Here is an 11,204-nt window from a genome sequence, read left to right on the forward strand (position 1 = left end):
GCTAGCGAGGAGCACGGGCCAGCAGACGGAGCAGCGCCACGCGGGCCCGCACCTCCTCCTCGGCCTCCCGGTCGGGTGCGTCCTCGACGTCGTGGCGGCACGTCCGGCACAGACCGCCGGGCAGCGCCTCCGGGCGGCCGGGGACGCCGCAGCCGGTGCACTCCATGATGCGGAGCCGCGCCGCCGGGGCCGGTGCGCGGACGGGCTCGGGCGGCACCTTGTCGACGAGCCGCCTGCGGGCGAAGGCGCCGGGCGCGTGCACGGCGTCCGGGAGCCCGCTCGTGAGGGCCCGGACGAGCTCCGGTACGGACACGTCCCGGGCGAGCCACTCGGCGGCGAGCGGTTCCAGCGCCGCGCACTCCGCCGCCGACAGCGTCATACGGGCGTCCGCGCGGCCGAGCGAGGCCAGGGCCTCGTACGCACGTGAGCGCGTCCGCTGCCGCCCGTGCGGGTGAATCGCATCGCCGCTGTCCTCGGGGGCGGGCACGTCGCCCGCCAGGAAGCGCTCCCACCACGCGTCGCTCCGGGGGACGCGGGAGAAGTACGTGCGCTGTACCCACTGCGTACGGTCGTCACCGACGGGCTCGCGGACGCGCCGCAGGTGCCCCGCCTCGGAGAGGGCATTGAGCGCGGAGGCCACCGCCTGCTGGCCGTACGCGGCGATCTCGCGGGACAGGGTCTTGATGTCCATCGCGGCGCCGTCGGGCAGACGGTCGATGTGGGTGGCGATGGCGGCCTCGCGCGGCGCGAGATGGCCGAAGTCGGCGGCGGAACGCGGGCCTTGGCCGGGAACGGAACGCTTTCCGTAGCCGGTTCGCGCCATCGGGGACACGGCAACGCTAAGGTTGGCGACAGCCATGGGATCGACTCTCATTCGATCTGGATGGTCAGACCCCCGTTCGGTGTTGCTAGCACCGGCGGGGGTCGCTTGTTGCTGCGCACGCTACAGCGCGGCAGCGCAACGTGGCGACTCGGTTGCGGAAAGTCATCCGCGCGTGTATGCACGGGAGTTGGGTGGGAGGGTGGGATCAACCCACCGGCCATTCCTTACAGAGAGCGCTCGGGTCTCGACGCCCGAAGCTCGGGTATGCGGGCGATGAAGGCCGTCCAGGCGGAGGGCGGGAGCGATATCCGCGGACCGCCCCCGAGCTTCGAGTCCCGGACCCTGACGGCGCGACGGTCGATGGCGACCTCGACGCATTCGGCGCCTTCGTCATCGCTGTAGCTGGACTTGAACCACGTCCGGTCGTTGCTCACTGCTCCTCCGCCAATTTGCTGATGAGACGGGCCGATTCCCTGGGCCTGAGGGCTTGCGCGGCGACGACGGAGTAGAGCTGGGCCATTTCGCTCACCTTCTCCGGAGTGGCATACAACGCGCTCGTCCCCTGGGCCTCCACGTAGGCGAGCCGCTCGCTCTCGGGCATGTCCAGGAGGATGAACGCTCCGTTGAGGCCCGAGTGCCAGCCGCCCGTCTCCATGACCTGCACCATCACATTGCGCTGCTCGCCCACCTTGAGCAGATGGAGCAGTTGTCGCCGATGCTCCTCTCTCTCACCGATCCGGTGACGCAGCACCGCTTCCTGGATGACGAAGCTGAAAGAGGTCGTCTGCTTCTGCAGCATCGCCTGGCGGGCCAGGCGGGCCTCGACGCGCTCCTGGACCATGTCGTCATCCACCGGCGGCCAGCGCGCCTCGAACATCGTCCGCATCGTCTCCTCGGTCTGCAGCAGACCAGGGAAGGCCAAGGGGTGGTAGCCGCTGAAGGCCACCGCATCGGCCTCGTACCGCATGTAGTCCTGTACCCGCTGCGGAAACGGCTCAGGCTTCAGATAGTCCAGCCCGGCCAGCAGCTTGCCGCGGGCTCCGCACATCTCGTCCGCGATCTGGAGCAGCCGGACCGTCGGGCGCCGTCGCCCCTGTTCCATGGACTTGACGGTCTCCAGCCCGTACCCGGCCTCCTGGGCCAGGTCCTCCCGGCTCACACCGGCGTCCGTCCGCCACAGCTTGATCTGGTTTCCGCAGTACCGCCAGGCCATCGGCGGCTGGGACGTCTCGTCCGTCATCGACCCCCACCTCCCCGGTCACCCCGGATCCTGGCCCGTGGCCGGTTCCGTTTCAGCCGGAACGGCGAAAGTCGCCGCTCGCGGGTGATGCCCCGGCCGGCGGTGGTAGGCACCAGGACATGGCACTCCACAAGGGCATGGACGACCGGGCCGCCAAGCACGCCTACGCGGTCAATCCGTTCTACGGCGAGGCCGACCCTGTCGCCTCGATGGCGGAGGAGCCGCCGCGGCACCGGCTGCCGGAGGGGCCCATGACGCCCCGGGCCGCGTATCAGTTCGTGCACGACGAGCTGATGCTGGACGGCAACGCGCGGCTCAATCTCGCCACCTTCGTGTCGACCTGGATGGAGCCGCAGGCCAGGGTGCTCATGAGCGAGTGCTTCGACAAGAACATGGTCGACAAGGACGAGTACCCGCGCACCGCCGAGCTGGAGCGGCGCTGCGTGGCGATGCTCGCCGATCTGTGGCACGCACCCGACCCGCAGGCGGCCGTCGGCTGCTCGACGACCGGTTCCAGCGAGGCGTGCATGCTCGCCGGCATGGCGCTCAAGCGCCGCTGGGCCCGCGCGAACGCCGACCGGTATCAGGCCGGCGGCGCCCGGCCGAACCTGGTCATGGGCACGAACGTGCAGGTCTGCTGGGACAAGTTCTGCAACTACTGGGAGGTCGAGGCGCGCCTGGTGCCGATGGAGGGCGAGCGCTTCCACCTCGACCCGCAGGCCGCCGCCGCGCTCTGCGACGAGAACACCATCGGCGTCGTCGCGATCCTGGGGTCGACCTTCGACGGCTCGTACGAGCCCGTGGCCGGCCTCTGCGCGGCCCTGGACGCGCTCCGGGACGCCAAGGGCCTGGACGTGCCGGTGCATGTGGACGGCGCGTCCGGCGCGATGATCGCGCCCTTCCTCGACGAGGACCTGGTGTGGGACTTCCGGCTGCCGCGGGTCGCCTCGATCAACACGTCCGGGCACAAGTACGGGCTGGTCTACCCGGGCGTCGGCTGGGCGCTGTGGCGGGACCGGGAGGCGCTGCCGGAGGAACTGGTCTTCCGGGTGAACTACCTCGGTGGCGACATGCCGACCTTCGCCCTGAACTTCTCCCGCCCGGGCGCGCAGGTGGCCGCCCAGTACTACACGTTCCTGCGGCTCGGCCGCGAGGGCTTCCGCGCGGTCCAGCAGACGTCGCGGAACGTGGCCCGCACGATGGCGGAGCGGATCGACGCGTTCGGCGACTTCCGCATGCTGACGCACGGCGACCAGCTGCCGGTGTTCGCCTTCACCACGGCCGACGGGGTGGACGCCTTCGACGTCTTCGACGTCTCCCGGCGCATGCGCGAGCGCGGCTGGCTGGTACCGGCGTACAGCTTCCCGCCCAACCGGGAGGACCTGTCCGTGCTGCGGGTGGTCTGCCGCAACGGCTTCTCGCTCGACATGGCGGAGATGTTCCTGGAGGACCTCGGCACCCTCCTGCCGGAACTGCGCCGCCAGTCCGGGCCGCTGGGCCGGCCGGAGCGGGTGGCGACGGCCTTCCACCACTGAGCCGGGCCTGCTTGCGCGGGTGTGCGGATCGCACCCGTTCAGCCCTCCCCCGTCGCCTTCTCTTCCTCCCGCAATTACCGTTTGCCTGGGTGCACATTTCAACTGCGGGAGGCAGACCGCAATGGATGTGTGGAGTGCAGGCCGATTGCAGGGCCGGGCAGAAAAGGCCCTTTGGGACAGAGTGCGGGAAAAGTCGCTGGAGTGGGCGAATATCGGCGCTCCGGACCCCACTTCTGGTTCATGCTGGGGCCCGGAGAGGACGATCCGCGCGAGCATCATCAAGGAAATCGCCCTGGGGGAGGCACCTGTCGATCCCTGCATCATACGGATTCGGGGCGCCCGCATCACCGAGGAACTGAATCTGGAGGCAGCGCGGGCCGTCTGCCCCCTCGACTTCGAAGGCTGCTATTTCGACCACGAGATCAACCTTGAACAGCTCGAAGCACCCGCCATCTATATGCAGAAGTGCAATATCCCTGGCGGCATAAGAGCCGATCAACTCCACACTCATCACAATTTCTACCTGAACGGCAGCTCGATCGGCGCTCCTCTGCTTCTGAGGTCTGCCAAAATTGATGGCCAACTGGCGATGAAGAACGCAAAACTCGGCCCGGGAGCACCCCTGCGGGCCGGATCCATCACCATCTCCCAGGGCGCCTACTTCCAGGCGATAAAGGTGGAGGACAAGGTACATCTGGCAGGGGCACGGATTACGGCGAAGTTTGACATGAGGGGCGCGACGCTCACGAAATCGCAGGACGGCAGAGCTCTGCACGCCCCCAGAATTCAGGTTTCCGGAAACGTCCTGCTGAGCAATGACTTCCGCGCGGAAGGAACAGTGGACTTTACCAACGCGACGGTCACCGGAGACGTGCGGTGCAGCGGAGGGACGTTCGTCAAGCCGGCATTCGGGGAGACGAGGGAGAGGTGTCTGGACCTCGCCCGGGCACGCATCCAGCAACACGTCTATCTGAACAATGGCTTCAACGCCACCGGCACCGTCCACCTGGCGGATGCCACCATCGAAGGCACACTCGACTGCGAAGGGGGGAGATTCGAGAATCCCTCCGATACGGCCATCTATGCGCCGGGCATCCAGGTGGGAAGGGACGTCCGTCTCACCAAGGCCCTCACTCCGGCGGCAACGGATGAGTCCGGATTCTCGGTGCGGGGGGAGGTCGTGCTCGGCGGGGCGTGCATCAATGCCAGACTGGACTGCCGAGGCGGGCACTTCCTGACCGACGGTGCGGGTCAGAGATCGATCACAGCGAGGGCCATGACGGTCGGGAGCCTGAAGTTCGGCTGCGGGTTCCTCGCACAAGGCACGGTGGACCTCAGACGGACCACGGTGACCGGCGAGCTGGTGGACATCACATCCATCGAGACACAGAACATCAAGATGACGCGCCTGACGTACAAGACTCTCCGGGAGAGCAAAGAATCGGGGGAAAGCGGCCCCAAGAAACTGATCGCCTGGCTCAAGAAAGTGGACTACTCGCCGCAAATTTTCCGGCAGCTCTCGTCCGCCTATGCCGCGGAGGGCGAGGAAGGCTGGGCCAAAAAGGCCCTGGTAGCCGGCCGGGACGCCAGGCGCATGAAGACACTCGGGTACGGCCCGAGGCGAGGTGCCGAATTCCTACTGAAGCTGCTGGTCGGCTATGGGTACTCGCCGTTCCGGGTGTTGTACTACCTCATAGGGCTTGAGTTCTTCGGGGGAATATGGTTCAGCATTCGCGAGCACGCAATGGAAGTGTCTCCGCTCTACCAGCGAACTCAATCTCAAGGCACGCCGTGGCATCCTGATTTCAACCCCTGGATCTATACCGGAGATCTGTTGCTTCCTGTTGTCGACCTGCAGCAGAGCAAATACTGGATCCCAACTCATTCGGAAGAATGGATCTCCGTCGCGCTCACCATATCCGGGTGGGCGCTCGCCACAGCTCTGGTCGCCGGTCTGGGAAGCGTCTTCAGGTCCGATGCCAGAAAAGACAGCGAGCTGATCAAGTGAGCTCTTCTCCCGGATCCACCGCCCCGGGTCCCGTCTCCGCCCGTCTCTCCCCCGCCATGACGTACGCGCCGCCCTCCAGCCGTTCGATCAGCCCGCGCGTCCAGCGCTCGGCGCTCTCCGCGCGGTGTTCCCACATGCCGCCGATCTCCGCGATGTGCCCCCAGTCCTCGCTCTCGTCCGGCGTCCAGCGGCGGCGGATGTCCGCCCGCCACTCCTCCAGCGCGGCGACACGGCGCCGGAGCAGCGCGATCGCCTCGGCGCGCGGGAGGTCGACGAGGAAGCCGACGCCCGCCGTCAGTACGTCCGTCGTCTCGTCGGCGGACGACAGCGCGGCGCGCAGGAGCGCGAAGAACTCGCGCTCCCCGTCCGCCGTCAGCTCGTACTCCGTACGGGGAGGGCCGCCGGCCTCGCTGGGGGCGGTCTCGTGGGCGAGGAGCAGCCCGTGGCGGGCCATGGACTTCAGGGCGTGGTAGATCGATCCGGGCTTGGCGCTGGACCACTCGGCCGCGCCCCACGTCTCCAGGTCTCCCCGGACCTGGTAGCCGTGGGCGCGGTGGCGCTGGCGGACGGCGCCGAGTACCAGCAACCGGATCGCGGACATGTGGCACCTCCGTGGTCGTGGCCGGGGGCGAAGCCCCCGGTCACCCTACGCGGCGCCCGCCCCCGCCTCCGCGACCAGCTCGAACGCCGTCTTGCCGTCCAGCGACTCGCGGATCACGTCCGCGTGCCCGGCGTGCCGGGCGATCTCCTCCACGAGGTGCAGCGCCACCCAGCGCATCGACACCCGCGTGTCCTTCGGGAACCACGGCGCCTCCGGCAGGGCGAACGTGTCCTCCAGGCTCGGCACCGAGCGCAGGAAGCTCTCCGTCTCCTCCGCGATCTTGTCCCAGTGGGCGAGGACGCCGGCGAGGGACTCGTCGGAGACGAGGCGGAAGCTCTCGGCCCAGTTCGACTCGTCCCGCTGGACCGCCGGCGGCAGGCCGGCCGCCCGCCGGATCCAGCCCTGCTCGGTCTCGGCCACGTGCTTGATCAGGCCGGCCAGGGACAGCTCACTCGCGCTGGGTCGGGACGACGCCTGCTCGTCCGTCAGGCCGTGGACGGCCCGCCGCAACCCGCCGCGCTGGGCGTCCAGGAAGGCCAGCAGGGTGCCGCGCTCGTCGGCCGGGTTCTGCTCGATCACGTGCGTGGGCATGGGGTCCGCCTTTCGTCGTGTGACGTCTGACGCCAGATTAGGGCCCCATGCGGTCAGATTCTGACCTATATAACCAACTGACAGCGATCAGTTGACGATCAGAACGGGAAGCGGCTGCGCCCGTGCTGGACCGATATCCACTTCGTCGTGGTGAACGCCTCCACCATCGAGTCCCCGTTGAGCCGCCCCAGCCCCGAGTGCTTCTCGCCACCGAACGGCACGATCGGCTCGTCGTGCACGGTCGCGTCATTGACGTGGACCATGCCGCTGTCGATCCGCTTGGCGATCCGCACGCCCCGCTCGACATCCCCCGTGTGGACGGCGCCGCTGAGCCCGTACGGGGTCGCGTTGGCGATGCGCACGGCCTCGTCCTCGCCGTCGAAGGGGATGATCAGCGCGACCGGGCCGAAGATCTCCTGGCCCAGGATCGGCGAGTCCTCCGGGACGTCGGTGAGGACGGACGGGCCGACCAGCGAACCGTCCGTCTCGCCGCGCACGACGGCCGTGGCGCCCTCGTCGACCGCCTGCCTCACCAGGGTGGTGATGGCCTCGACCTGGGTGGAGTTGATGAGCGGCCCGATGTGGGTCTCCGGATCGGCGGGGTCGCCGACCTTCAGGGTGCGGACCTTGGCGACGAACTTCTCGGTGAACTCGGCCTGTACCGAGCGGTCCACGAGCACGCGGTTGGCCGCCATGCAGACCTGGCCCTGGTGGACGAAGCGGCTGAAGACCGCCGCGTCCACGGCGTAGTCGAGGTCGGCGTCGTCCAGGACGATGAGCGCGCTGTTGCCGCCGAGCTCCAGGACGACCCGCTTGAAGTGCGAGGCCGCCACGGTGTTGACGTGCCGGCCGACCTTGTCCGAGCCGGTGAAGGAGATCACCTTCGGGACCGGGTGCTCGATGAGCGCGTCGCCGATCTCGGCGATGTCGGTGACGACGACGTTGAGCACGCCGCCCGGCACGCCCGCCTCCTCGAAGACCTTGGCGACCAGCGCGCCACCGCAGATCGGCGTGTTCTGGTGCGGCTTGAGGACGACCGCGTTGCCGAGGGCGAGCGCCGGGGCGACCGACTTGATCGAGAGCAGGAAGGGGAAGTTGAAGGGGCTGATCACCCCGACGACCCCCACCGGCACCCGGTAGAGCCGGTTCTCCTTGGTGTCGTCGGGCGACGGCAGGATGCGCCCCTCGGCGCGCAGCGCCAGCTGCAACGCCTCCCGCAGGAACTCCCGGACCAGGTGCAGCTCGAAGGCCGCCTTCAGCGCTGTGCCGCCGCACTCCGTCATGATCGCGCCGGTGAGCTCGGCCTCACGCTCGTCGATGATCCGCAGCGCCCGCTCGAAGACGAGGCGGCGCCGGTACGGGTTCGTCGCGGCCCAGCGCGGCTGGGCACGCTCGGCGGCCCGGTACGCCTCGTCGATCTCCGTCACGGTGGCCACGGTGATGGAGGCGAGCTTCTCCCCGTCGTAGGGGTTGAAGTCGACGATGTCCCAGGAGCCGGTACCGGCCCGCCACTCACCGTCGATGTACTGGCAGGCCAATTCGTCGAAGTAGGAGCGGTAGGACATGCGCGATCCCTGTCTGCGAAGAGCGAGGCGCCTGCGACGCCCGGGTCGAGTGTGCTTCCCCCTGATGTGCCGTCATCGTACTGATGAGTCAACAGAGTTGAAGCAGTCGCCCGATCAGGTCACGCGTTCCGGCCGGGGAGAGACTGTCGGCGCGCAGCCGGTCCATGACGCGGTCGTACTGCGCCACATCCTCCGTTTTGTCGAGGTAGAGCGCGCTGGTCAGCTGCTCCAGGTAGACGACGTCGGACAGGTCAGACTCGGGGAAGCGCAGCAGGGTGAAGGCGCCGCTCTCGCCGGCGTGGCCGCCGTGGGCGAAGGGCATCACCTGGAGCGTGACGTTGGGCTGCTCCGAGATGTCGATCAGGTGCTGGAGCTGGGCCCGCATGACCGCCGGGCCGCCGTACGGGCGGTGCAGCGCCGCCTCGTCGAGAATGGCGTGGAACCGCGGTGCACGCTCGGAGAAGAGCAGCTTCTGGCGCTCCATGCGCAGCGAGACGCGCCGCTCGATCTCGGCCTCCTCGGCATGCGGCTGGCCGCGCACGACGACGGCCTGGGCATAGCCCTCGGTCTGGAGCAGGCCGTGCACGAACTGGACCTCGTAGATCCCGATGTCCGAGGCGGCGCCCTCCAGGCCCACATATGTCTGGAACCAGCCGGGCAGCACGTCGTTGTAGCTGTGCCACCACCCGGCGACGTTCGCCTCCCGGGCGAGCCCCAGCAGCGCCTCGCGCTCGGCGCCGTCCGTGACCCCGTAGAGGGTGAGCAGGTCCTCCACGTCGCGCGCCTTGAAGCTCACCCGGCCCAACTCCATACGGCTGATCTTCGATTCCGACGCACGGATCGAGTACCCGGCCGCCTCGCGCGTGATGCCCCGTGATTCGCGCAGCCGCCTGAGCTGTGAGCCCAGGAGTATGCGGCGCACCACGGAACCGCTCGACTCGCTCGTGGCCATCTCCGCGACCCCTCCTCTTCCGGTTCGTCCCGGTCTGTTCAGTTCTGTGAATGCCCCGTCGATTCCGCACCCCTTCCGAGGGCGACCCCCGTCCCCCTGGCGCCGAAGTCTGCCACTCCGAGGGGGTGTTGAGGGGCTGTGCGGTGACGCAGTCCGGCCATCGACGGGGTCACTACTGCGGGGGGCGTAGGGATAATTGCCCGTCAACCGCCCCGTGCGCCCCCAAATCGCTCCCGTGCACGTGCATCTGCCCTTGCATCCGCCTCCCGCATTGGCAACCATGGAGTCGCACACGTGCACGTCACGTCCTCGATTGCCAGGAGTGCCTCGGATGGGTACCGAAGGATCGACCGTGCTCTCTCCCGTGTGGCGAGAGCTGCCTCCGATCGAGCCATCCGTCGTTTCCCACTCGGCCTCCTGTGCTCTCCCACCTCGTTTCGAGGCCGTCCGCACGGCGCGGAGGTTCACGAGAGCCACGCTCACCCAATGGGGCTTGAACGGGCTGTTCGACGACGCCGCGCTCGTCGTATCGGAGCTGGTCACCAACTCCATGCGCTACGCCCTGCCGGCCGAGCGCATGGGCGCGGAGTACGAGCCTCCGGTACGACTGCACCTGATGCGCTGGACGACGCGTCTGGTCTGTGCGGTACGCGATCCGAGCGAGGCATGTCCGGTCGCGGGGGAGGCGGCCGCGGGGGACGAACGCGGGCGGGGCCTGCTCCTGGTGGAGTCGTTCAGCGACGACTGGGGCTGGCACCCGCTCGCGGGCGCGTTGCACGGCAAGGTGGTCTGGGCGCTGTTCCGGCTGCCGCGCGGCTGACCCCGCGCGCGACGCGAGTGGCCGCGCGCGGGGGAGGCGGCTAATCGCGTATCAGGTAGTCGAACTCCCCGTCCTTGATCCCGAGCAGCATCGCCTCGATCTCGGCCGGGGTGTACACCAGCGCCGGACCGTCCGGGTGGCGGGAGTTGCGTACGGCGATCCCGCCACCCGGCAGCTTGGCGAACTCCACACAGGACCCCTGCGAGTTGGAGTGCCGGCTCTTCCGCCAGACGGCACCTTCTATGTCCGATGCAGCCATGCCGTTGTACGCGTGGGGCACTGGGCTCTCCCGGATGTTCACAGGGCGCATCCCACGACGTGGTTTCAGGGATGACAACGATGACAACTGCTCCGGAGCATAGCCGCGTTCAAGTGCCGTTGCATGAGCCGTTGCATGAGCCGCTGCACGAGCTGATGCACGTGCGCGGACGGGCGGCCGCGCAGTGCCGCACACCTCGCCCGCTCACCCCGCTCACCCCGTGGGCGAGCGCCGAGCGTCAGGGTTCCGTCGGGGTCAGGAGGAGTTCGTCCGTGTAGCACCACGCCCAGTCCTCGCCCGGCTCGAAGGAGCGGGCGACGTCATGGCCCGGGTGGGCCGCCGCGTGGGCGCTCGCGTGGCGGTTCGGGGAGCTGTCGCAGCAGGCGACGTGCCCGCACACGAGGCACTCGCGCAGGTGCACCCACACGCCTCCGATGCGCAGGCAGTCCTCGCAGCCCTCGGTCGTGCTCGGCTCGACGGCTCGCACCTCACCGAGGTGGCCGCACTCGCGCCGCGTCGCGCGGCCCTCGACATCGGCGGCGACCTGCCAGGCCCGTGCCTCGCTCATACTCCCGAGCGTACGCCCACCCGCACGCCGGGGCGATTGTCAGACCCCGCTGGCAGACTCGCGGCAGCGAGGGGCCGGAGACGGGCGACGGGGGTGTTCGTCTCCGCCCCCCTCGCTGCGTACGTGACACGGGCGGCGCATCACGGCGGGCGCCGCCCGCTCCCGGAACCGACGATTGACGATGTATCCGTCGAAAGGCCCGGAGATGCCATGACCCTCAGCCTCGAACAACTGAGCCGCTG

12 protein-coding genes are annotated in these 11,204 nt (G+C 68.7%); 3 read left to right on the forward strand and 9 right to left on the reverse strand.

Annotation, left to right across the window (positions count from 1 at the left end):
* Position 1 precedes the first annotated feature (1 nt).
* The 3 genes from AB0K09_RS06930 to AB0K09_RS06940 form a co-directional block, all read right to left on the reverse strand.
* Positions 2-823: a hypothetical protein gene (locus tag AB0K09_RS06930; protein ID WP_366064239.1), complete on the reverse strand. Its 822-nt coding sequence runs from the start codon at positions 821-823 to the stop codon at positions 2-4.
* Positions 824-1,047: 224 nt separating this feature from the next.
* On the reverse strand, positions 1,048-1,257 hold the full coding sequence (locus AB0K09_RS06935) for a DUF397 domain-containing protein (protein ID WP_366064240.1): 210 nt from the start codon (positions 1,255-1,257) through the stop codon (positions 1,048-1,050).
* The gene (locus tag AB0K09_RS06940; protein ID WP_366064241.1) at positions 1,254-2,063 is read right to left on the reverse strand and encodes a helix-turn-helix transcriptional regulator; all 810 of its coding nucleotides are present in this window, start codon (positions 2,061-2,063) and stop codon (positions 1,254-1,256) included. Before AB0K09_RS06940 ends, AB0K09_RS06935 begins: the two co-directional genes overlap by 4 nt.
* 119 nt (positions 2,064-2,182) lie before the next feature.
* On the opposite strand from AB0K09_RS06940, the gene AB0K09_RS06945 reads away from it, so the two are divergent.
* Both AB0K09_RS06945 and AB0K09_RS06950 read left to right on the forward strand, forming a co-directional pair.
* Positions 2,183-3,598 carry a glutamate decarboxylase gene (locus tag AB0K09_RS06945; protein WP_366064242.1) on the forward strand — a complete coding sequence of 472 codons (1,416 nt, stop codon included), beginning with the start codon at positions 2,183-2,185 and terminating at the stop codon, positions 3,596-3,598.
* 121 nt (positions 3,599-3,719) lie between these two features.
* Entirely contained in the window at positions 3,720-5,606 is a 1,887-nt protein-coding gene (locus tag AB0K09_RS06950; RefSeq protein ID WP_366064243.1) for a hypothetical protein, read from the forward strand.
* Here the strand turns inward: AB0K09_RS06950 and AB0K09_RS06955 are convergent.
* The 4 genes from AB0K09_RS06955 to AB0K09_RS06970 form a co-directional block, all read right to left on the reverse strand.
* Entirely contained in the window at positions 5,599-6,207 is a 609-nt protein-coding gene (locus AB0K09_RS06955) for a PadR family transcriptional regulator (RefSeq protein WP_366064244.1), read from the reverse strand. The genes AB0K09_RS06950 and AB0K09_RS06955 overlap by 8 nt on opposite strands.
* Positions 6,208-6,252: 45 nt before the next feature.
* Entirely contained in the window at positions 6,253-6,798 is a 546-nt protein-coding gene (locus tag AB0K09_RS06960; protein WP_366064245.1) for a DinB family protein, read from the reverse strand.
* A gap of 98 nt (positions 6,799-6,896) precedes the next feature.
* Entirely contained in the window at positions 6,897-8,363 is a 1,467-nt protein-coding gene (locus AB0K09_RS06965) for an aldehyde dehydrogenase family protein (protein ID WP_366064246.1), read from the reverse strand.
* 88 nt (positions 8,364-8,451) lie between these two features.
* Entirely contained in the window at positions 8,452-9,315 is an 864-nt protein-coding gene (locus AB0K09_RS06970) for a helix-turn-helix transcriptional regulator (protein WP_366064247.1), read from the reverse strand.
* 331 nt (positions 9,316-9,646) lie between these two features.
* On the opposite strand from AB0K09_RS06970, the gene AB0K09_RS06975 reads away from it, so the two are divergent.
* Positions 9,647-10,135, forward strand: coding sequence for an ATP-binding protein (locus AB0K09_RS06975; RefSeq protein WP_366064248.1), 489 nt, complete (start codon positions 9,647-9,649; stop codon positions 10,133-10,135).
* Between the two features lie 40 nt (positions 10,136-10,175).
* Here the strand turns inward: AB0K09_RS06975 and AB0K09_RS06980 are convergent, their stop codons facing one another.
* Both AB0K09_RS06980 and AB0K09_RS06985 read right to left on the reverse strand, forming a co-directional pair.
* Positions 10,176-10,415, reverse strand: coding sequence for a DUF397 domain-containing protein (locus AB0K09_RS06980; RefSeq protein ID WP_366064249.1), 240 nt, complete (start codon positions 10,413-10,415; stop codon positions 10,176-10,178).
* Between the two features lie 217 nt (positions 10,416-10,632).
* A complete protein-coding gene (locus tag AB0K09_RS06985; protein ID WP_366064250.1) occupies positions 10,633-10,962 on the reverse strand; it encodes a UBP-type zinc finger domain-containing protein in 330 nt (109 codons plus the stop codon).
* Positions 10,963-11,204 lie beyond the last annotated feature (242 nt).

This window comes from Streptomyces sp. NPDC049577 (assembly GCF_040675635.1).
Lineage (GTDB): Bacteria > Actinomycetota > Actinomycetes > Streptomycetales > Streptomycetaceae > Streptomyces.

Excerpts from the sequence above, each read along its gene's own strand:
- AB0K09_RS06955 (WP_366064244.1), bottom strand. The coding sequence starts at position 6,207 with ATGTCCGCGATCCGGTTGCTGGTACTCGGCGCCGTCCGCCAGCGCCAC.
- AB0K09_RS06975 (WP_366064248.1), top strand. The coding sequence starts at position 9,647 with ATGGGTACCGAAGGATCGACCGTGCTCTCTCCCGTGTGGCGAGAGCTG.
- AB0K09_RS06950 (WP_366064243.1), top strand. The coding sequence starts at position 3,720 with ATGGATGTGTGGAGTGCAGGCCGATTGCAGGGCCGGGCAGAAAAGGCC.
- AB0K09_RS06970 (WP_366064247.1), bottom strand. The coding sequence starts at position 9,315 with ATGGCCACGAGCGAGTCGAGCGGTTCCGTGGTGCGCCGCATACTCCTG.
- AB0K09_RS06960 (WP_366064245.1), bottom strand. The coding sequence starts at position 6,798 with ATGCCCACGCACGTGATCGAGCAGAACCCGGCCGACGAGCGCGGCACC.
- AB0K09_RS06930 (WP_366064239.1), bottom strand. The coding sequence starts at position 823 with ATGGCGCGAACCGGCTACGGAAAGCGTTCCGTTCCCGGCCAAGGCCCG.
- AB0K09_RS06945 (WP_366064242.1), top strand. The coding sequence starts at position 2,183 with ATGGCACTCCACAAGGGCATGGACGACCGGGCCGCCAAGCACGCCTAC.
- AB0K09_RS06985 (WP_366064250.1), bottom strand. The coding sequence starts at position 10,962 with ATGAGCGAGGCACGGGCCTGGCAGGTCGCCGCCGATGTCGAGGGCCGC.
- AB0K09_RS06965 (WP_366064246.1), bottom strand. The coding sequence starts at position 8,363 with ATGTCCTACCGCTCCTACTTCGACGAATTGGCCTGCCAGTACATCGAC.
- AB0K09_RS06940 (WP_366064241.1), bottom strand. The coding sequence starts at position 2,063 with ATGACGGACGAGACGTCCCAGCCGCCGATGGCCTGGCGGTACTGCGGA.